The sequence below is a fragment of the Shimia ponticola genome (assembly GCF_007995215.1).
Lineage (GTDB): Bacteria > Pseudomonadota > Alphaproteobacteria > Rhodobacterales > Rhodobacteraceae > Shimia_B > Shimia_B ponticola.
In genome coordinates this window covers 81156-100050 of the sequence record NZ_VCDK01000006.1, presented here as the reverse complement: position 1 = coordinate 100050, position 18895 = coordinate 81156, and the positions used below count along the sequence as shown (strand labels likewise).

Sequence of the window (18895 nt, the reverse complement as noted above, 5' to 3'; positions counted from 1 at the left end):
CCATGGATCATTTTCTATATCGCGACGGTGCTCTGCACGCCGAAGACGTACCCGTAGCGGAAATTGCTGCGGCGGTTGGCACGCCTTTCTACGTCTATTCAAGCGCCACTCTGCTGCGTCACTTTACGCTGTTCGACGACGCGCTCTCGTGGGGTGACCACCTCGTGTGCTTTGCGATGAAATCCGCGTCCAATCAGGCCATCCTGAAACTTCTAGGGGATGCAGGTGCCGGTATGGATGTGGTGTCTGGCGGTGAATATGCCCGTGCCCGCGCAGCTGGCGTTCCCGGGGATCGCATCGTCTTTTCCGGCGTCGGCAAAACGGTCGACGAAATGCGCATGGCCCTGTCTGGCGGCATTCGTCAGTTCAATATCGAAAGCGAACCGGAAATGCGTGCGCTCTCGGCGGTCGCAACTGCGATGGGCGTGACTGCCCCGATCACGATCCGCGTGAACCCCGATGTCGACGCCAAGACCAACGAAAAGATTGCCACAGGGCGCAAAGGCGACAAATTCGGGATTCCGATTTCGCGCGCGTCCGAGGTCTATGCGCTGGCCGCCAGCCTGCCCGGCCTCAAAGTGATCGGCATCGACGTCCATATCGGGTCTCAGTTGACCGATCTGGAACCTTTCCGGATGGCCTATACCAAGGTTGCCGACCTGACACGTCAATTGCGCGCCGAAGGTCATGAGATTACCCGCCTGGACCTCGGCGGCGGACTGGGCATTCCTTATGAACGCTCGAACCTCGCTCCGCCTCTGCCGACGGATTATGGCGAACTGATCCGCGAAACCGTCGGGGATTTGGGCTGCGAAATCGAGATTGAGCCGGGCCGCCTGATTTCGGGCAATGCAGGTATCCTCGTGGCCTCGACCATCTACGTGAAAGAAGGCGAGGATCGCCAATTCCTGATTCTCGACGCCGCAATGAACGATTTGATCCGCCCTGCGATGTATGGCGCGCATCACGATATCATTCCCGTCGTCGAACCTACACCGGGCGCCGAGCCCGCCAAATATGACATCGTCGGTCCCGTCTGCGAAAGCGGTGATACCTTTGCCAAACACCGCGACATGCCAGCCGTGAATGCAGGCGATCTGGTCGCCTTCCGCAGTGCGGGGGCCTATGGCGCGGTCATGTCCAGCGAATACAATACCCGCCCGCTGATCCCCGAAGTTCTGGTTCAGGGCGATCAATTCGCGGTTATCCGCCCACGCCCAACCTTTGACGACATCATCAATCGCGATACCATACCTGAATGGCTATGACGCCATAGAGGTCATGAGAGCGATCCTGCATGATGCATGACATTCCCGGTAAGACCCGCCGCGCCCTGTTCTGGACGCGGGCGGGTATGGTGGCTGAACGGCTGACATTGGCCTTCTGGCCGCTGTGGAGTGTTGTCTTTGCCGTCCTTGGTGCGATCCTGATCGGCATTCCGGAAAACCTCCCGGTCGAAGGTTTGTGGGCCGGCATCGTCGGCTCCGCCGGATTGGCCGTCTGGTCGTTGTGGCGTGGCGTCCGTGGCTTTGCCTGGCCCAGCAGCGAAGAGGCACGCGACCGTCTGGACGCAACCTTGCCCGGTCGCCCGATCAGCACATTGAATGATACGCTTGCCATTGGTGGTGACGACGACGCGGCCAACGCCGTTTGGGAAGCGCACCGCAAACGCATGCGCCACCGCGCCGCACAGGCGCGGCCCGTTGCTCCGGGCCTGCGCGTGGCACGCTTTGATCCCTTTGCCCTGCGCTATGTCGCTGTGCTGCTTCTGGCCGTGGGTCTGCTTTTTGGCTCGATCTTGCGCGTCGGACAGGTGGGCGACCTAACCCAAGGCACCGCCGAGGCGGCGATTGGCCCATCATGGGAAGGCTGGGCAGAGCCACCGCGCTATACCGGTCTGCCAACAATTTACCTGCCTGATATCACCGACCCGACACTGACTGTCCCGCGCGGAACTCTGATCACTCTGCGCCTCTACGGAGAGGTCGGCGCGCTGACCGTGTTCGAAACCGTGAGTCCCCCGTCAGACGAAGTCGCTGTCGCGAGCGCATCGACGCAAAGCTTCGAGGTGACAAGAACTGGTGAAATCGCCGTCGACGGCCCCGGCGGTCGGACATGGCAAATAGCAATCACTCCTGACCTGCCCCCGAGCGTGGCGTTCTCCACGATTCTGGACAGCGGCGAAGACGCTTTTACCCCGGCCAGCATGCTGGAGGAGACGTTCACAGCAACCGATGATTATGCGGTTATCGCAGGATCCGGTGTTTTTGAACTCTTGATCCAAGATGTTGATCGCCGCCACGGCATGTCCATCGACCCTGAACCACGCGGCCCACTTGAGTTGCAATTGCCGATGACAATCTCCGGCGACCGGTCCGATTTCACGGAGATTTTGACAGAGGACCTCTCCGAGCATCCATGGGCCAACCTGCCCGTGTCGCTGACTCTGGAAGTCGAGGACGCGATTGGCCAGACAGGTTCCTCGAACGCCAAGCCGATGCTCTTGCCCGGTCGACGGTTCTTTGACCCTGTCGCCAAGGCGGTGATCGAACAACGCCGCGATCTGCTCTGGAACCGCGAGAATGCAGACCGCATCGCGATGATCCTGCGCGCGATCAACTACAACGCTGACGGGCTGTTTCGGACGGAAACCACGCGCCTGCAGCTTGAATCAATCCGCCGACGCCTGGAGACCCTCGCGCCCTATGGCATCAGCGACGCACAGCAGGCTGAAATCTCCAAAGCCCTCTGGGACCTCGCCATCCAGTTGGAAGAAGGCGATCTTGCCGATGCCGCCCAGCGCCTGCAACGCGCGCAGGAACGCCTGCAAGAGGCCATCGAAAACGGCGCGACCGAAGAGGAAATCGCCGAATTGATGCAGGAACTGCGCGAGGCGATGCAGGACTACATGCAGCAGCTGGCCGAGAGCCAAGACCCCAACAATCAGCAGCAACCGATTAACCCCGAAAACATGCAGGAAATGTCTCAGCAGGATCTTCAGGACATGCTCGATCAGTTGCAAGAACTGATGGAACAGGGACGCATGGCCGAGGCGCAGGAGCTTTTGGATCAGCTTCAGCAGATGATGGAGAACATGCAGGTCACCGAGGGCCAGCAAGGCGGCGAAGGTCAGCAAAGCGAAGGTCAGCAGGCCATGGAAGGCCTCGCTGAAACGCTGCGCGAGCAGCAAGGGCTAAGCGACGAAGCCTTCCGCGATCTGCAGGAGCAATTCAACCCGAACGCCCAAGCCGGTGAGAGCCAGCAAAACCAAGGCCGCAGCGGAAATCAGGGCCAAGGTGACCAACACAGCGAAGGTCAACAGCAAGGCGAAAACCAAGGCAACGGCCAAGGCAGCAACCGCAGCCAGCAACAGGGCCAGAACCAGCAGCAAGGCGGCGACCAACAAGGCGACCCAGCTCAGCAATTGGCGGACCGGCAGCAGCAACTGCGCAATGAATTGCAGCGTCAGCGCGACGGCTTGCCCGGCGCAGGCACTCCAGAGGGTGACGCCGCTCGCGACGCGCTTGATCGTGCGGGCGAGGCCATGGACAACGCCGAGGACGCGCTGCGCAATGACCAACTCGCAGAAGCGATCGACGATCAGGCCGAGGCCATGGATGCGCTGCGGGAAGGCATGCAAAACCTTGCTGACGCGATGCAACAGGAACAGCAAGGCCAAGGTCAGCAAAACCAGCAGGCTGGCAACCAGTCACCGCAGCAGCGGGACCCGCTTGGTCGCGATCCGTCCTCGGACGGCAGCATTGGCAGCGATGAAGACCTGTTGCAAGGTGAAGATGTGCGCCGCCGCGCCGAAGAACTTCTTGATGAAATCCGCCGTCGGTCTGCCGAAGCGGACCGCCCCCAGCAGGAACGCGACTATCTGGAACGGCTGCTGGATCGGTTCTAAACCGATCCTTCCGTAAGGTCCTGAATGGCGGCGACACCACGTTCAACCGTCTGAGCAAGCCACACGCGCAGATCGTTCACGACCTGTGTGTATTGCTCAAGCTGCGGTTCAATACCGGGCAGATAGTTCGCCACCTGAGGGGCATAAGCGTAAAGCGCGGCCAAACCGACCATAACCAAGAGGGTCAGGCCGAACCCAAAGCGAAAACCTTTGCGTTGCGTCTGGGCATCGGCTTCGGTCTCTGCGCTGCTTGCCACGGGCGCATCGCGGTCTCCTGCGGCGCGCAGTGTAGAGTTGATCTCATCAATGTCGGGCAACAGGTCCCGGCGGGCAGCCTTGTCACCGGTTGTGGCCACGTCCTCTACCACCGGCGGCGGTGGCGCGATGGGGGCGTCGAGCCCCAGATCACCCTGAACCTCAAGCCCTGCCTCTCGCGCACGCGCGGTGGCCTCGAACTCGGCTTCCTGACGCAAGACCTCTGCGACTTCCGGCTGCAACTCGCGGCGCTTGGCGGCGGGTTTATGCTCCGGCTCGGCGGCGCTCGGCGCTGGGTCCGACTTTGGGCGCGCCTCGGCGTCTTCGACCGGATAGTCCGGTGGCGCCTCTGACGGAGGTGTGAATGTAGGGTTGGGCGTGCGTTTTGGGCGCGGCGGTGGGCGACGGGGCGCAACGGGCGCTGGCTCATCCTCTTGCGCAACAGCATCGTAGTCTCCCGACACTTCGGGCGCATCGACGGGCGCAGGATCATCCTCTTCAACCGGAGGCTCAGGTTCAACGGGCTGAGATGGATCAAAGAACCACGTATGCCCGCAATTAGAGCACTGTACATCGCGTCCCTCCTGCGGGATCGCGCTGTCGGGAACTTCGTATTCCGCATCGCAATTGGGGCAGATCAGCCGCATGGGTTTCGCGCTCTTGTCCTGTGTCCTGTTCAGCCCCGGGTGTGTCCCGGCGATCTTTTGCGGGTTCCTGTGCCGTTTGGGCAAGGATTGGCTAATGTTGTCTTATGCTTGCGGCAGAAAAACAAGTTGTTTGACGGTTTACCGCTAGCACCGATTGAAACCGTGGCGGGGTTGCGGCACTGTCTGGCCGCAAAGCGGTGGGGCACGTCACGTGATCGAGTTGGAAAATGTCGCCTACAGTTACGGCGGTGGCGAATTGCTGAGCAATGTCTCGCTGAGCATTCAGCCGGGCTCGTTCCATTTTCTGACCGGGCCCTCCGGATCAGGCAAAACGACCTTTCTGAAAATGCTCTATGGCGAACTGATTGCAACGGCAGGTCACGTCCGGTTGGGCGGGATCGACACGCGCAGCATGTCGCGTGATCAAATCGCCCTGACGCGCCGCTCCATCGGCATGGTCCCACAAGATACGCAGTTTCTGGACCATCTACGGCTCGTTGAGAACATTTCGCTGCCGCTCTTGGTGTCGGGCCGCGATACGGGGTCCGCGCAAACCAACCTGGATGACCTTCTGCGATGGGTGGGGCTGACGAACCACGCCAATGCCTACCCGCCAGAGCTATCGGGCGGCGAGCGTCAGCGCGCCGCATTGGCCCGGGCGGTGATCATGTCGCCATCCGTCATTCTTGCGGATGAGCCGACCGGCAACGTGGATTGGGAAATGTCGCAGCGGCTTTTGACACTGCTTGTCGAATTGAACCGGCTTGGCAAAACGATTTTGATCGCCACGCATGACCTGACACTGATCCGCGCCGCCAAGGCGCAGGTGCAGGCCCGCGTCCTGCGGATTGCGGAACGCAGGCTGCATCTTGCGGGGGCTGACCTGTGAAGCAGTTGCCCAAACAGATCACCAGGTTCATTGCGGGCGACGCTCAGGCCGATCGCATCGTGCCACCAACGGGGTATACAGCCGAACTGACGATTTTTGCGGCGGCTGTTATGGCCTTTCTGGCCATCTTTTCCCTCGCTTTGTCATCGTCAATGGGCCGTCTTGCAGACCGCTGGTCTGACGAATTGGCCCAGTCGCTCACCGTTCGCATTTCTGCCCCTGCGGAGCAAATGGATGCGCAAACAAGCGCAGCGCTGAACGTGCTGAACACCACGCCCGGGATCGCCTCGGCGCGTGCTTTTACGGATGAAGAACAGCAAGCGCTGCTCGCCCCTTGGTTCGGCGCCAACGTGCAAATCGACGCCTTGCCGATCCCGCGACTGATCGAGGTGATTGAAGACGACGGGTCGCTCGACATCAATGGTCTCAGACTGCGGTTGCAGGCCGAAGCCCCCGGCGCACAAGTCGACGATCATGCCCGTTGGCGAGGCCCGCTTGTCGCCTCTGCCAATCGCCTGCGGCTAGTCGGGTGGATGGCCATTCTGTTGATCGCGCTGACGACCGCCGCGATCATCACGTTGGCCGCAAATGCGGCCCTCGCGGCGAACCGGCAAGTGATCTTTGTGCTGCGACAGGTGGGCGCGCGCGACGCCTATATCGCCATGGCCTTTGTGCGCCGCTTCACCCTGCGCGCGTTGACAGGATCCGCCATCGGCACCGCACTGGCTGTGATTTTCATGATCGTGCTTCCGTCAGGGGCAGCCGGAAACGGCCTGCTGACAGATTTCGGTTTTACCGGCGGTGGATGGCTGCTGGCTGTGCTTTTGCCATTTTTCGTGGCAGGAGTAGCATTCAGCGCAACCAACGCCGCCGCACGCCGCATGCTTCGGAGCTTGACCTGATGATCCGCACCGCAATCTCCGTCCTCTACATGACGCAGTCCTACATCATGATGGCCATTATGGCCTTCGTGTTCTTTCCCTATGCACTGATCACACCGAACGGCGCATCCTTTGCCTGCCGTACCTATGCGCGCTACGCCATGTGGACGGCTCGCTTGATGATTGGCATTCGTTGTGAGGTGCGCGGCAAGGTACCAGAGGGCGAAGTCCTCGTCGCCGCCAAACATCAAAGCTTTCTCGACATCATCATGATTTTCGAGGCCCTCCCGCAGGCCAAATTCATCATGAAACAGCAACTCCTCTACACGCCCTTCATCGGCCAATACGCGTACCGGCTGGGCAGCGTTCCAGTAAACCGGGGCCGGCGGACCGAGGCGATCAAAAAGATGCTGGCCGATGTCAAAGCCGGCCGGTCGCGCCCGGGGCAGCTCGTGATCTATCCCCAGGGCACCCGCGTCGCGCCGGGCGTCAAAGCCCCCTACAAGATCGGAACTGGCGTTCTTTATCAGGAACTTGGTCAACCTTGCGTTCCGGTTGCAACCAATGTCGGGGTTCTGTGGCCACGCAAAGGAATCCCGCGCACTCCCGGTCTGGCCATTGTCGAGTTCATGGATCCGATTGAACCGGGCCAACCGATGGAAACCTTCATGCAAGAGATCGAGACTCGCATCGAAGCCAAATCCAACGAATTGATGAAGGAAATCGGTTTTGACGCATGACATCACCACACTTGATCAACTCGAAGTGATTTACGGCACCGTAGATCCGAACTCCCTCCACAAGGTGGCATCGACAGTCACCGCCGAATACGGTGCTTGGATTTCTGCCTCTCGGTTTTGCGTGCTGTCGACTGTCGGCCCCGAAGGCACCGATGGCAGCCCGCGCGGCGACGACCACCCTGTTGTGCAAATCGCAGACGAGACGACGCTCTTGATGCCAGACTGGCGTGGCAACAATCGCGCCGATTCCCTGCGCAACATCATCCGCGATCCACGCGTGTCTTTGATGTTCATGGTGCCGGGCAAAACCAACGTTATCCGCGTCAACGGCACAGCAGCGCTGACACAGGATCCCGACCTGATGCAGCGGTTTGAGGTCAAAGGCCGACAGCCCCGGCTGGTGATCCGCATCTCTGTTGGCGAAATCTACAGCCAATGCGCACGTGCCTTGATCCGCTCGGGTCTGTGGTCGAGGGACGACAGCGACCTTGCTCTGCCCAGTATGGGCGACATCCTCAGGGCGCAGACCTCGGGCGCTGTGGATGGCAAAAGCTATGACGCCAACTGGTCGGCACGGGCGGCAAAAACCATGTGGAATGCAGACGCGAGCTAAGCGTCAATTCGCGGTGCAGCCCCGAATGTCGACGGCCTGATTTCGGCCAAAGACGGTCACGCGGATGCCTGAGCGATCCAGTGCAAACGGGGCCGATTGCGGCGGCACAAGTTCCGTAACAGCAACCAACGTCGCGCCGTCCCGTTCCACTTTCGGCTCTGCGACCCAGACCGACTTATCCGCTGTTTCAATTGCGGCAACCTCACTGGGTCCCACCTTCGGCATCGTCACTTGAACATGCAGGCGCAGCCCATCATGCAACGGTTCGATGTGGCACACGACCGGGCCTACGCTGGCTTCGGTTTCTGTCATCGGGCGATCTGCCAGAGCGGACCGGATCATCGGATCGGTATTGTCAGTGGCCGGCAACGTCGCCCGGATTTGCAGATGCGCCGGGATGCAAATTTCTTCGCACACGCCCATCGACACTTTGGCATCTATTTGAACCGGGGCGGCGGGGTCCACCGTCGCTATGCGCAAAGGCAACACGACCTGCCCTTCATACCCGATAGAGCGCATCCCGTTTTGCCAAAACACCTTTGGCACGGGCCAATGGGTGCTGTGACCGGTCATGTTTTGCGACCCCGAAAAGTCGAACTGCGTCGGGATGCCCGCGTCACCCGGCGCGCGCCAATAGGTCTTCCAACCCGGTGCAAGCGTCACATGAAGCGCCGCGATGTGATCACCATTATCCGCCCGCCAGCCGGTCAAAACCTTGGCGTCTATGACCTCATCCAGCGACATGGCAGCACCAGTGCTTGCCACCAGACAGGTGGATGCCACGGCCGCCGAACGGCGCAAAAAGGTCCAAAGCTTGTGCATCATCTTGCTCAGCTACTTAACCACTGCGCTGCGAATGCAAAGTCACAATCCAGCGAAGAACTGACACACAATCAAAAGGCGAATTCCTGCCCGCGCGTGACATTAAGGCTGTTGTGCGCGCACCAGCAGCACGCCATGGTATAGCTATGGCGGACGGAACCCAGACAAATCTGACAGGGCAGATGCTCATAGCGATGCCGGGCATGGGTGATCCACGCTTTGAACGGTCAGTTGTCTATATGTGCGCCCATAATTCCGACGGCGCGATGGGTTTGATCGTCAACAAACCAGCGCAGGATATCGCGTTTAAAGATTTGTTGTCCCAACTCGATATCCAAGCCCCGCCCCAAAACAAAGAGATCAGAGTCCTGTTCGGCGGACCCGTCGAAAATGGGCGCGGCTTTGTCCTGCATTCGAACGATTACGTCTCAAACGAATCCACACTGAACGTGACAGGCACCATCGGGATGACGGCAACGCTGGATATTCTCGAAGACATCGCCCACGGACGCGGCCCGAGCACATCTGTCTTGGCTCTGGGATATGCAGGCTGGGGGCCCGGTCAGCTTGAATCAGAGATCGTCCAGAACGGATGGCTGACCTGTGATGCCTCGGACGGGCTGATTTTTGGCGAAGACGCGACCGAAGGAAAATGGATTGCGGCCATCAAATCACTTGGGATTGATCCGCTAATGCTGTCGGCCTTGGGCGGCACTGCCTAAGCAGTATTGGACCTAACCGCGCGGTGCAGCCGCCCGTTGAAGCCGATCATTAATCGCAGCGCCCAAACCGTCCAACGGGATCGGCGCGACGGCGATGGGTTTTCCAACCCCGTCTAACTCACGCAGCAGAGCAAAAAGCGTAGCGGCGGCCTCTACCAAATCGCCCGAAGCCGAAAGCGTTCTTTCTCCCGCAATCGCCCCGAAGCCCAAAAGGATCTCGCCGGGGCGCGCCTTGGTCGCGTTCAACCTGACCGGTGCATCCGGCGCATAGTGCGACGTCAGCTGCCCCGGCACCAATGGCGCGGCATCATCCGTGCGGGCCTGCCGCGCAATCGACCTGCCAAGCACTTGCTCAATGGCTTCCACGGCAACTCCACCGGGCCGAAGCAATGTTGGCTCAGGTCCACCGATGATCGTGCTTTCCACGCCAACCGCGCAGCGGCCATCGTCAAGGACGGCGGCAATGCGACCCTCCAGCCCGTCCAGCACATGATCGGCTGTGGTCGGGCTTACGCGACCAGAGGGGTTTGCGGACGGCGCAGCAACTGGCCGTCCAACCGCTCGCAAGAGCTGTTGCGCCACCTGTGTCGCGGGGATGCGGATAGCCAGCGTATCGTGACCGGCGGTGACAATATCAGGCAACGCCGTCTTCTTGGGCAGAGCCAGCGTCAACGCACCGGGCCAGAAAGCCGTTGCCAGCGCCTCCGCCCAATCCGGCAAATCAACCCATCGGCTTGCAGCCTCCAGATCAGGGACATGCACGATCAGGGGATTAAAGCTGGGCCGATTCTTGGCCTCAAAAATTCGCGCGACGGCCTGTGGCTGCGTCGCGTCCGCCCCCAACCCATAGACAGTTTCGGTTGGAAAAGCGACCGTTTCACCCGCAAGCAGGATCTCTGCCGCGCGCGATATACCGTCTGCATCTGCCTCCAGTCGGGCCGTGTTGTAGCGCTGGGATGTCGCGTCGGTCATGACGTGGCGTTTCAGTTGGTGCGGTCAAAGGCTCGCTATAGCGTGCAAGCCAACCAAGTGAAATCCCTGATACAACCCCGTGCTTTGCGAGGATCCAATGCCTTACCGGTCACCTGTGTCCGATTACGAATTCATCTTTGATCACATCGTCCCGATGGCAGACATCGCCGCGACGGAACGGTTCGCCGATGCCCAAAAGGACGTCAGCGATGCGATCCTGGCCGAAGCGGGGAAACTGTCCGACGACATCCTCGCGCCGCTGCAACGCGTTGGCGACCTGAACCCCGCACGGCTCGAAAACGGTGTGGTCCGCACCGCGCCCGGCTTTGCCGAAGGCTTCCGCGCCTTGGCGGAAGGCGGCTGGGTCGGCATCTCTGCCGATCCCGAATATGGCGGCATGGGGCTTCCGATGGCGCTGTGTACTGCAGTCAACGACATGATGACCGGCGCGTGCATCTCGCTGCAACTCTGCCCGCTGCTGAGCCAAGGCCAGATTGAGGCGCTGGAACATCACGCCTCTGACGCGATCAAGGACCTGTACCTGCCAAAACTGACTTCCGGCGAATGGACTGGCACCATGAACCTGACCGAGCCTCAGGCCGGTACCGATGTTGGTGCTTTGCGCACCAAGGCGGAGCCAAATGGCGACGGCACCTACAGCATCAGCGGTCAGAAAATCTACATCACCTATGGAGATCACGATTTCGGCGGCAATGTCTGCCACCTTGTCCTTGCGCGTCTGCCCGATGGGGTGCCGGGACCCAAAGGCATCAGCCTGTTCATGGTGCCGAAATACATCCCGGATGAAAACGGCAATCCTGGCGTCGCCAATGATCTGCGCGTCGTCAGCCTGGAACACAAACTGGGCATCCACGCCTCGCCAACCTGCGTCATGGAGTATTCCGGCGCGACCGGGTGGCTCGTGGGCGAAGAACATAACGGCATGGCTGCCATGTTCACCATGATGAACAACGCGCGTCTGGGCGTCGGCATTCAGGGTGTGGGCATCGCCGAGGCCGCGTATCAACACGCCGTTGCTTATGCGATGGACCGCAAACAGGGAGCGACCAAGCTTGAGGGCGGCAAAGGCACCATCATCGACCATGCCGATGTTCGCCGTATGCTGACGTCGATGAAGGCCGATATCTTTGCCGCACGCGCCATCGCTGCCGCCTGTGCATCGGCCATCGACCTGACAACCGCCACGGGCGACGCAACCCATCGGGCGCGCGCCGCTCTGCTGACCCCGATTGCTAAGGCCTTTGGTTCGGATGTCGGCATCGCGGTCTCCGCCGAAGGCTTGCAAATCCACGGCGGCATGGGCTTTGTCGAAGAAACCGGCGCCGCCCAATTCAGCCGCGACGTGCGCATCACTTCGATCTATGAAGGCACCAACGGCATTCAGGCCATGGACCTTGTCGCGCGTAAGATGATGGATGGCGGCGAGGCCGCAAACGCGATCTTTGAAGAGATCGAAAACCACGCTGAAAAGGCCAAGGGTCAATTCCCTGATCTGGCCGAAGCCGTATGGTCAGCCTGCGAAACGGTTTGTGAAACAACCGAATGGTTGGTCGCACAAGGCGATCTGAATGATCGCTTTGCCGGTGCGGTCCCTTATCTCCGGGCATTTGCCCGAGTTCTGGGCGCGCATTACCACCTCAAGGCCGCGATGACGGGCGACGCCACGCGCGCCAAACTGGCCCGCTTCTACATCGAGCGTCTGCTGCCAGAGCATGTGGGCCTGTGTGCGCACGCCCGCGTGGGTGCCGCTGGCATCTACGAACTCAGCGCCGACGAACTCGCCGCGTGATCGGGCGACACCGGGGCGCGGCAGGCCTTGTGCTTGCCGCCTCCTTGATGGGATGTGCGTCCAAGAGCCTGCCACCAGATAGCCTCTGGCGGAATGGCTCACCGCCCTATCTGCAGGTCAGAGCCAACATAGACACATACACCGCGCTTGTTGCGGTCCACTGGGTCTCGCAGGACGACGGCAAACCAGACCGCCACGACGTCGAGGTCATGTCCTATATCAGCGCCCGACCGCTGCCGACGGAAGACTTCGACTTTGCGAAGGAATTCGTTCGGTTGAAATGCGCCGGGATCACAGAGGAACAGATCAACCGCTCCGTCATCTTGGCGGGAGATGGCGGATACTATCGTTTCACAAACCTACCATGCGAATTGGTGGTGCAGCCCCTCTTTGGTTCCTCTAGGCAGGGCGCATGACCGAAGATCGCCACGCTCAAGCCGCCAAACTACGCTACCCATTCCCAGATGCCCCTGCCGAGGGCGACGCGATTGAGGTCGCTCCGGGCGTTCTCTGGTTTCGCCTCCCGCTTCCGATGAAGCTGGATCATGTGAATATCTATGCGCTGGACGACGGCGACGGATGGACGCTGATCGACACCGGCATGCGCACCAAGGCCGGGATCGCAGCGCTGAAATCGGTAATGGAGGGGCCACTTGGTGGCAAGCGCATCACCCGCGTGATCCTGACCCACCACCATCCGGACCATGTCGGCATGGCCGGTCGCCTGATGCGCGACGGGGCCGAGCTTTGGGCAACGCGCACCGCTTACTTGACCGCGCGGATGCTCACGCTTGATGTGCAGGACACCTACACGGACGAAAGCGTCACCTTCTACAAACGCGCCGGCATGGCCGCCGATGTGCTTGAAGGCCGCCTTCAAGAAAGGCCCTTCAACTTTGCCGATATCTGCGATCCGATGCCATTGGGCTATCACCGCATTCGCCAAGGCGACACGCTGAGCTTTGGGGGACGCCGTTGGGCCGTCCATGTCGGCAACGGCCACGCCCCGGAACACGCGACCTTCTGGTCGATGGATGACAACCTCGTCCTTGCGGGTGATCAGATTCTGCCGTCGATCAGTCCCAATATTGGCGTTTACCCGACCGAGCCAGAAGCGGACCCCGTGGGTGAATGGCTAGAGGCCTGCAACCGTTTCTTGCCGATGGCCCAGGAAGACCAGCTGGTTTTGGGCGGTCACAAGCTCCCGTTTGTGGGCCTTCCGACCCGGATGCGGCAGCTTATCGACAATCACCATGGCGTTCTGAACAGATTACGCAAACACCTGAAGACCCCGGCCACGGCGGGTGAGTGTTTTCAGCCGATTTTCAAGCGCGAGATCAGCGCAGGTGAATATGGCCTCGCGCTTGTTGAGTCCTTTGCCCATTGCCAGCACCTGTTCCACACCGGCGAGGCTCAGCGAAGCCTGACCGATAGTGGCGCGTTCCTCTATCAGACCTGACTTCCGGACATTTCGATAAGGGCCGCCAAGGCGTCCTCGGCGCGATGTTCAGGCACAAAGAGATGGTCGTGGTAAAAGGCTGACACTGGGTTCACGCCCATCTTCAACTGTGCCAGCCGTGCGGTGATGGCAGCAAGAAATCCAACAGCCTCCAGCGAGGAATGCACATTCAGGGTGATGCTGCGCGACGGGAACTCGTAGCGCAAACCAGCGCCTTCCACGGTCTCGCGCCGTGCGATGACGGTCAAAGCCTCATCCTCGCGAAAGGTCATCATTGGGTCTAATTGGACCGCCTCTGCGAGCGTCTCGACATGCGCAAAGACGTAAACGCCGTCCCGAAGAACAGGCTGCATCGACGCAATCAAGCGTCCAAGATCGGATTCGCCGGTCATGACAAGATAGGCACAACATTCCCCCCTAGCTTCGTCAAGTTGTGACTTTTCCTTTCACACCGGACGCGCCAATGTTTGTCCATGAGCAAGTTGATCGACACATCCGCAGAAGCCCTCGAAGCCGCAGCCCTGCCGCGCCTGAAAGAGGCGCACACTGATCCTTCGGCGCCCAAGGTCGATCCCCAGAACCTTCCGGAAAAGGCACGCGCAAAGCCGGTTGCCCAGAAAAGCCCGGCGGAATGGGCCTATGAGCGGCTGATCCTCTACATCCAGAACTTTGAAAAGCAGCTGGATAGCAACCATGAGGTCGCCATGGGGTTTGCTGGCGGGGACATGGGTGTGATGCGAATCGAAGGCATGGGGTATTTCGACCCTGACGTCGTGACGTTTTACGGCAGCGACCCGACCGGGGCGAAAACCCAGCTTGTGCAGCACGTCACTCAACTGAATGTGATGTTGCGCGCGCTGCCAAAGGTGACCGAACAGGCCGAAGCCCGCCGCATCGGGTTTCGTCTGGCCGAGGATCTGGGTAAAGAGGCGTGACGTACTGCGGCCCACTGACCCAATGACAGGGGCGCGCGGATATTCTAGGAACAGGCCAAACAGAACCCAATTCAAGATCAGGGGAAAGACATGGCTGAAGAAAAGCATGAACACGGCAAAATGAACATTGAAGTTCAGGAAAAGACCTTCGACGCATTCATCCGCGCCGTCTCGTGGGGGACAGGAATTTGTTTGGTAGCTCTGGTTCTTTTGTACCTGATCAACGGCTAAAATCGATCTCGCGGCGCGCCGTCCTGTTTGGCGCGCCTGCTGCGGCCCTCGCGGCTTGCAGCTCTCAGCCGGTGAAATACGCGCCAAGTTCCGCGATCCAAGCGGTCCTCTATCAACATCCCGGCCCGAAATACGTACAGCTCATGAGCATGTTCAACACAGGCTCAAACAACGGCGCGCATTCGGCACTGGTGATCAACGCATCTCACCGAGTTATCTTCGACCCCGCAGGCGACTTTTCGCATTCGAAAATCCCCGAGAGGCATGACGTGCTCTTCGGGGCAAACCCACGTGTGCTCAAGGGCTTCTTTGATTGCCACGCGCGTGCAACCTTCTGGGCCGCGCTGCAATATGTCGAGGTCTCGCCTCAATCTGCCGAAACCGCTCTGCGTCGTGTCCAAGGCATGGGCCCTCAGCCCGACGCGTATTGCACGCGCTCAATCTCGTCTGTGCTGGCCGACCTGCCGGAATTCCGCGGCTTTGTCCGCCCGACCTGGTTCCCAGGCGCCTTGCATAAACAAATGGCTCGGGTTCCCGGTGTAATCGAGCAGGAACTGCGTGAAGACGACGATCCAGACAAACACACCTGCATCAAGGGTCTCGCGCTCTAGAGGCCCGCAATCGCCAGTGTTGCAAACGTCCCGGCACCGGCAACGATGGCCCACAGCGTGCTCTTGCTCAGGTAGCCGACCGTGATCGTCGCGATCCCGGCGCATAGCCGCACCGGATCGATCGCGCCGCCAGTTTCTGCCGGAAAAACCACAAGCGGGGCCGCGATCCCCGGCAGAATGCCGACCGCCGCATAGCGCAGATGCCTCAGCAGCCATTCGGGCATCGGTCGATCTCCGATCAGCCCAATAAAAGACAGCCGGATCAGGTAGCTGCCAAGGCCCAGCCCTAGGATCACGATCCAGATCGTCGCGTTATCCATTGCCGCGCTCCATTATCTTTTCGACCTGCGCGCCCGCCATCATCGCGCCCAGACCGGCAATCAAGAGCCCGATGGAATAGGGAAGAAACGCAAAGCACAGCGCCAATACGACTGACACTGCCGCTGCCGCCACATGCGCGAGAGTCCTCAGCGCGGGCGCGACAATCGACAGGAACGCAACTGGAAGCGCGAAGTCCAACGCCAGCCATTCTGGCAAGGTCGCTCCGACCAACACACCAAGCAACGTGAATGCGTACCATGCAGGCACCACTGGTATAGACACACCGATGAAATAGGCCATCCGGTCGGCCAGCGACCACTGCGTTTCCCGCTCATAGGCGGTGGCCGCGATGGCAAAATTCTGATCGACGATCAGATACGCCACCAGCCCGCGCTGCCAGAACGGGGCCTGCCCCAAATGGGGCGTCAAAGCCGCCGAATACATCGCCATACGCAGGTTGACCGCCAAAGCCGTGAGCAAAACGATGGCAACGGGTGCACCTTCCTGCAGCAATTGAAGCGCCGTGAACTGTGCCGCCCCGGCGATCACCACCACCGAAAACCCCATCACCTGCGCGATGTTCAGCCCGGCTTCGGTCCCGACCACGCCAAACAGCATCGCAAACGGAATCAGCACCACCAGAAATGGCAGGCTGTCCAAAATCCCGCGCTTCATCAGCTTTTTCTCGCTGGCACGTGCCATGGCTTATCCCTAAGTTCCTGCCAACGCGGTATCTTTGGCCCTGCGTCTTGGCAACGCCATCGGTACAATTCCGCAGAGTGCTTGGCGGAGGGAGGATGACTGACCATGGCCACACGGTCCGACATCGACGGCTACGTGATCGCACCGGACCCTGACAAAACGGGTCTGGCACGCACCGTGTCCTCTACCAATCATCTTGGGGAAACGAGCGAAGTTTCAGTCGTCGAAGAACGCCCCCTGACAATATACCTGAACCGGCAGGAAATCGTGACCGCCATGACGATAGGGGACTATCCGCAGTATCTGGCGCTTGGCTTCCTGCGCAATCAGGGCATGCTGTCGCCAGACGATCAGGTCACTGCCGTCGACTATGACGAAGAAGTCGCAACCGTGGTCGTCCGCACCGAGGTCGAGACGAACCACGAAGACAAGCTCAAGCGGAAAACCCGCACTTCTGGCTGCGCGGTTGGTACGGTGTTCGGAGACATGATGGCGGGGCTAGAAGGGCTGACGCTACCGCAGGCTGTGGTCCACACTTCATGGCTCTACACCTTAGCCGAACGCATCAACCGCACGCCGAGCCTTTATCTGTCGGCAGGGGCGATCCACGGTACGGTCCTCTGTGGCCGCGACCAGCCCTTGGTGTACATGGAGGATGTCGGACGCCACAACGCCGTCGATAAGGTCGCCGGATGGATGCGCGCCGAAGGCGTAAACGGCGCAGACAAGATCCTCTATACGACCGGCCGACTGACTTCGGAAATGGTCATCAAATGCGCAATCATGGGCATCCCGGTTTTGGTGTCACGCTCCGGCTTCACCGCTTGGGGTGTCGAGATTGCCCGCGATGTTGGCCTCACGGTCATTGGCCGGTTACGGGGAAAACGGTTTGAATGCCTGTCTGGCGCAGAGCGGTTGATCTGGGACGCGGACACATGACCTCGATCCACGCCATTGTGCTGTTGCTGGTGCTCGCCTTCCTTGGGCTGCTTGCGCTGTTCATTGCCGCGATTGTCGCGTGGCAACGCGTGAGCGAGATCGGCAATCTGGATGCAGGCGACCAAGCTTTGTCTTGGCGGATCATGGCGCGCGGTGTCGAAGGCGGCACACCTCATTTGCGGGCCGCGGTTTTGCGTTTCCGCAGCCTCTGCGCCTTGCAGGCCGCCTTGATGATTTTGATCCTCGCAGCGGCATTTGGCTGGCTCACGGCCATGATCGCAACGCTGTGTCTGTTGTCAGCCATCGCGCTCAGCAAACCCGCAACGGTGGCCTCATGACTGCACCTGTCGGCGTTATACTTGCTGGTGGCCTGTCACGGCGCATGGGCGGCGGTGACAAAGGGCTGCTTGATCTTGGGGATAAACCGCTTTTGCAGCACGTCATTGATCGCTTGGGACCACAGGTCAGAACCATGGCTCTGAACGCCAATGGCGATGCAAACCGTTTCGCAAATTACGGGCTGCCTGTCATCGCTGACGAAACAACCGACTTTGCTGGACCCTTGGCAGGCGTTCTGGCTGGCATGGTCTGGGGCGCGGCGCAGGGGGCTGATCACATCGTGACCGTCGCCGCAGACACTCCATTCTTTCCGACCGATCTGGTCGCGCGGCTGAAGGCATCTCTAACGCCAGACAGCGCCATCGCTCTTGCAGCCACTCCCGATCCCGAGCGCGGCATGGCCCGGCATCCCACATTTGGCCTCTGGCCCACCAACCTCGCCGACGATCTGCGACAGGCGCTCGCCGATGGTACCCGCAAGGTTGTCGCATGGACCGACCGCCATGGCACCGCCATGGCCGAATTCCCGGCCTCCCCTTTCGATCCCTTTTTCAACGTCAACACGCCGGACGACCTGATCCGCGCGCAGGAGCTTTTGCGATGAAGGTCTACGGTATCACTGGCTGGAAAAACGCAGGCAAAACCGGATTGATGGAGCGGCTGGTGGCCGAGATCACGGGTCGCGGGTTCACCGTCTCAACCCTCAAACACGCACACCATCAATTCGATGTCGACCAGCCCGGCAAGGACAGCTTCCGCCACCGCGACGCAGGCGCGCATCAGGTTCTCTTGGCCTCGTCCAAACGCTGGGCGCTGATGACCGAGTTGCGCGAGGAAGAGGAGCCACCACTGTCGGACTTGCTCGCCAAGCTCGCGCCTGTGGACCTTGTTTTGATCGAAGGGTGGAAACGCGACCGCCATCCCAAGGTCGAGGCATGGCGCGCCGAGACAAAGAACCCGCTGATCGCCCCCGGCGATGATACGATCAAGGCGGTGGCCAGCGACACGGACATTGAGACCGACCGTCAGAAATTCAACCTGAATGACACGTCGTCGATTGCGGATTTCATTTTGGCCGAGGTGGGCCTTTGACCTTCGAC

At 60.3% G+C, this 18895-nt stretch carries 23 protein-coding genes; 17 read left to right on the top strand and 6 right to left on the bottom strand.

Translation table 11 applies throughout. The features are described 5' to 3' along the window. The first annotated feature begins 2 nt into the window (after positions 1-2). Positions 3-1268, top strand: a complete 1266-nt coding sequence (gene lysA, locus FE702_RS14020) for a diaminopimelate decarboxylase (protein WP_147126953.1) — start codon at positions 3-5, stop codon at positions 1266-1268. 29 nt (positions 1269-1297) lie between these two features. Next, positions 1298-3907: a TIGR02302 family protein gene (locus FE702_RS14015; RefSeq protein ID WP_147126952.1), complete on the top strand. Its 2610-nt coding sequence runs from the start codon at positions 1298-1300 to the stop codon at positions 3905-3907. On the opposite strand, the gene FE702_RS14010 is transcribed toward FE702_RS14015, so the two are convergent. Then, complete coding sequence (locus FE702_RS14010; protein ID WP_147126951.1) at positions 3904-4809, bottom strand: zinc-ribbon domain-containing protein; 906 nt, start codon at positions 4807-4809, stop codon at positions 3904-3906. The genes FE702_RS14015 and FE702_RS14010 overlap by 4 nt on opposite strands. Positions 4810-5020: 211 nt before the next feature. Here FE702_RS14010 and FE702_RS14005 point away from each other — a divergent pair, with 211 nt between their 5' ends. From FE702_RS14005 to FE702_RS13990, 4 genes are read left to right on the top strand one after another with little or no spacing between them, the layout of a single operon-like run. Next, the gene (locus FE702_RS14005) at positions 5021-5698 is read left to right on the top strand and encodes a cell division ATP-binding protein FtsE (protein WP_147126950.1); all 678 of its coding nucleotides are present in this window, start codon (positions 5021-5023) and stop codon (positions 5696-5698) included. Next, positions 5695-6600, top strand: coding sequence for a cell division protein FtsX (locus FE702_RS14000; protein WP_147126949.1), 906 nt, complete (start codon positions 5695-5697; stop codon positions 6598-6600). The genes FE702_RS14005 and FE702_RS14000 overlap by 4 nt, the downstream gene beginning before the upstream one ends. After that, complete coding sequence (locus tag FE702_RS13995) at positions 6600-7319, top strand: lysophospholipid acyltransferase family protein (protein WP_147126948.1); 720 nt, start codon at positions 6600-6602, stop codon at positions 7317-7319. The genes FE702_RS14000 and FE702_RS13995 overlap by 1 nt, the downstream gene beginning before the upstream one ends. Continuing rightward, positions 7309-7932 (top strand): pyridoxamine 5'-phosphate oxidase family protein, encoded by a 624-nt coding sequence (locus tag FE702_RS13990; protein ID WP_186827096.1) that lies wholly within the window; start codon positions 7309-7311, stop codon positions 7930-7932. The genes FE702_RS13995 and FE702_RS13990 overlap by 11 nt, the downstream gene beginning before the upstream one ends. A 3-nt stretch (positions 7933-7935) precedes the next feature. Here FE702_RS13990 and FE702_RS13985 read toward each other — a convergent pair whose 3' ends face one another. Continuing rightward, entirely contained in the window at positions 7936-8754 is an 819-nt protein-coding gene (locus FE702_RS13985; protein WP_147127447.1) for a protein-disulfide reductase DsbD domain-containing protein, read from the bottom strand. A 146-nt stretch (positions 8755-8900) separates the two neighbouring features. Between FE702_RS13985 and FE702_RS13980 the strand changes: the two genes are divergently transcribed. Continuing rightward, positions 8901-9476 (top strand): YqgE/AlgH family protein, encoded by a 576-nt coding sequence (locus FE702_RS13980; protein WP_147126947.1) that lies wholly within the window; start codon positions 8901-8903, stop codon positions 9474-9476. Between the two features lie 12 nt (positions 9477-9488). Here the strand turns inward: FE702_RS13980 and FE702_RS13975 are convergent, their stop codons facing one another. Beyond that, positions 9489-10448 carry an L-threonylcarbamoyladenylate synthase gene (locus tag FE702_RS13975; RefSeq protein ID WP_147126946.1) on the bottom strand — a complete coding sequence of 320 codons (960 nt, stop codon included), beginning with the start codon at positions 10446-10448 and terminating at the stop codon, positions 9489-9491. Positions 10449-10545: 97 nt separating this feature from the next. Here FE702_RS13975 and FE702_RS13970 point away from each other — a divergent pair, with 97 nt between their 5' ends. From FE702_RS13970 to FE702_RS13960, 3 genes are read left to right on the top strand one after another with little or no spacing between them, the layout of a single operon-like run. Beyond that, on the top strand, positions 10546-12258 hold the full coding sequence (locus FE702_RS13970) for an acyl-CoA dehydrogenase family protein (RefSeq protein WP_147126945.1): 1713 nt from the start codon (positions 10546-10548) through the stop codon (positions 12256-12258). Next, positions 12255-12674: a hypothetical protein gene (locus FE702_RS13965; protein ID WP_147126944.1), complete on the top strand. Its 420-nt coding sequence runs from the start codon at positions 12255-12257 to the stop codon at positions 12672-12674. Before FE702_RS13970 ends, FE702_RS13965 begins: the two co-directional genes overlap by 4 nt. Next, a complete protein-coding gene (locus tag FE702_RS13960) occupies positions 12671-13717 on the top strand; it encodes an MBL fold metallo-hydrolase (protein ID WP_147126943.1) in 1047 nt (348 codons plus the stop codon). Before FE702_RS13965 ends, FE702_RS13960 begins: the two co-directional genes overlap by 4 nt. On the opposite strand, the gene FE702_RS13955 is transcribed toward FE702_RS13960, so the two are convergent. Further along, positions 13708-14109 carry an ACT domain-containing protein gene (locus tag FE702_RS13955; protein WP_147126942.1) on the bottom strand — a complete coding sequence of 134 codons (402 nt, stop codon included), beginning with the start codon at positions 14107-14109 and terminating at the stop codon, positions 13708-13710. The two genes, FE702_RS13960 and FE702_RS13955, sit on opposite strands and share 10 nt — an antisense overlap. A gap of 81 nt (positions 14110-14190) precedes the next feature. Between FE702_RS13955 and FE702_RS13950 the strand changes: the two genes are divergently transcribed. From FE702_RS13950 to FE702_RS13940, 3 genes are all read left to right on the top strand, one after another. Next, a complete protein-coding gene (locus FE702_RS13950; protein ID WP_147126941.1) occupies positions 14191-14652 on the top strand; it encodes a DUF6173 family protein in 462 nt (153 codons plus the stop codon). 90 nt (positions 14653-14742) lie between these two features. Then, complete coding sequence (locus FE702_RS13945) at positions 14743-14883, top strand: aa3-type cytochrome c oxidase subunit IV (RefSeq protein WP_147126940.1); 141 nt, start codon at positions 14743-14745, stop codon at positions 14881-14883. 71 nt (positions 14884-14954) lie between these two features. Continuing rightward, on the top strand, positions 14955-15494 hold the full coding sequence (locus tag FE702_RS13940) for a hypothetical protein (protein WP_255449694.1): 540 nt from the start codon (positions 14955-14957) through the stop codon (positions 15492-15494). On the opposite strand, the gene FE702_RS13935 is transcribed toward FE702_RS13940, so the two are convergent. Together FE702_RS13935 and FE702_RS13930 are read right to left on the bottom strand one after the other, a co-directional pair. Then, positions 15491-15814, bottom strand: coding sequence for an AzlD domain-containing protein (locus FE702_RS13935; RefSeq protein ID WP_147126939.1), 324 nt, complete (start codon positions 15812-15814; stop codon positions 15491-15493). The two genes, FE702_RS13940 and FE702_RS13935, sit on opposite strands and share 4 nt — an antisense overlap. Then, positions 15807-16517 carry an AzlC family ABC transporter permease gene (locus tag FE702_RS13930; RefSeq protein WP_147126938.1) on the bottom strand — a complete coding sequence of 237 codons (711 nt, stop codon included), beginning with the start codon at positions 16515-16517 and terminating at the stop codon, positions 15807-15809. The genes FE702_RS13935 and FE702_RS13930 overlap by 8 nt, the downstream gene beginning before the upstream one ends. Positions 16518-16622: 105 nt before the next feature. Between FE702_RS13930 and FE702_RS13925 the strand changes: the two genes are divergently transcribed. Genes FE702_RS13925 through mobB form a run of 4 tightly spaced genes read left to right on the top strand, consistent with a single transcriptional unit; the run spans position 16623 to position 18887 of the window. Beyond that, positions 16623-17456: a formate dehydrogenase accessory sulfurtransferase FdhD gene (locus tag FE702_RS13925; RefSeq protein WP_147126937.1), complete on the top strand. Its 834-nt coding sequence runs from the start codon at positions 16623-16625 to the stop codon at positions 17454-17456. Continuing rightward, on the top strand, positions 17453-17794 hold the full coding sequence (locus FE702_RS13920; RefSeq protein WP_147126936.1) for a hypothetical protein: 342 nt from the start codon (positions 17453-17455) through the stop codon (positions 17792-17794). Before FE702_RS13925 ends, FE702_RS13920 begins: the two co-directional genes overlap by 4 nt. Continuing rightward, on the top strand, positions 17791-18399 hold the full coding sequence (mobA, locus tag FE702_RS13915) for a molybdenum cofactor guanylyltransferase MobA (protein ID WP_147126935.1): 609 nt from the start codon (positions 17791-17793) through the stop codon (positions 18397-18399). Before FE702_RS13920 ends, mobA begins: the two co-directional genes overlap by 4 nt. Then, entirely contained in the window at positions 18396-18887 is a 492-nt protein-coding gene (gene mobB / locus FE702_RS13910; protein ID WP_147126934.1) for a molybdopterin-guanine dinucleotide biosynthesis protein B, read from the top strand. The genes mobA and mobB overlap by 4 nt, the downstream gene beginning before the upstream one ends. The last annotated feature ends 8 nt before the right edge of the window (positions 18888-18895 follow it).

Bases quoted from the DNA above. Each gene is read 5' to 3' on its own strand.
- lysA (WP_147126953.1), top strand. From the start codon at position 3: ATGGATCATTTTCTATATCGCGACGGTGCTCTGCACGCCGAAGACGTA.
- FE702_RS14015 (WP_147126952.1), top strand. From the start codon at position 1,298: ATGATGCATGACATTCCCGGTAAGACCCGCCGCGCCCTGTTCTGGACG.
- FE702_RS14010 (WP_147126951.1), bottom strand. From the start codon at position 4,809: ATGCGGCTGATCTGCCCCAATTGCGATGCGGAATACGAAGTTCCCGAC.
- FE702_RS13995 (WP_147126948.1), top strand. From the start codon at position 6,600: ATGATCCGCACCGCAATCTCCGTCCTCTACATGACGCAGTCCTACATC.
- FE702_RS13985 (WP_147127447.1), bottom strand. From the start codon at position 8,754: ATGCACAAGCTTTGGACCTTTTTGCGCCGTTCGGCGGCCGTGGCATCC.
- FE702_RS13980 (WP_147126947.1), top strand. From the start codon at position 8,901: ATGGCGGACGGAACCCAGACAAATCTGACAGGGCAGATGCTCATAGCG.
- FE702_RS13975 (WP_147126946.1), bottom strand. From the start codon at position 10,448: ATGACCGACGCGACATCCCAGCGCTACAACACGGCCCGACTGGAGGCA.
- FE702_RS13970 (WP_147126945.1), top strand. From the start codon at position 10,546: ATGCCTTACCGGTCACCTGTGTCCGATTACGAATTCATCTTTGATCAC.
- FE702_RS13960 (WP_147126943.1), top strand. From the start codon at position 12,671: ATGACCGAAGATCGCCACGCTCAAGCCGCCAAACTACGCTACCCATTC.
- FE702_RS13955 (WP_147126942.1), bottom strand. From the start codon at position 14,109: ATGACCGGCGAATCCGATCTTGGACGCTTGATTGCGTCGATGCAGCCT.
- FE702_RS13950 (WP_147126941.1), top strand. From the start codon at position 14,191: ATGAGCAAGTTGATCGACACATCCGCAGAAGCCCTCGAAGCCGCAGCC.
- FE702_RS13945 (WP_147126940.1), top strand. From the start codon at position 14,743: ATGGCTGAAGAAAAGCATGAACACGGCAAAATGAACATTGAAGTTCAG.
- FE702_RS13935 (WP_147126939.1), bottom strand. From the start codon at position 15,814: ATGGATAACGCGACGATCTGGATCGTGATCCTAGGGCTGGGCCTTGGC.
- FE702_RS13930 (WP_147126938.1), bottom strand. From the start codon at position 16,517: ATGGCACGTGCCAGCGAGAAAAAGCTGATGAAGCGCGGGATTTTGGAC.
- FE702_RS13925 (WP_147126937.1), top strand. From the start codon at position 16,623: ATGGCCACACGGTCCGACATCGACGGCTACGTGATCGCACCGGACCCT.
- FE702_RS13920 (WP_147126936.1), top strand. From the start codon at position 17,453: ATGACCTCGATCCACGCCATTGTGCTGTTGCTGGTGCTCGCCTTCCTT.
- mobA (WP_147126935.1), top strand. From the start codon at position 17,791: ATGACTGCACCTGTCGGCGTTATACTTGCTGGTGGCCTGTCACGGCGC.
- mobB (WP_147126934.1), top strand. From the start codon at position 18,396: ATGAAGGTCTACGGTATCACTGGCTGGAAAAACGCAGGCAAAACCGGA.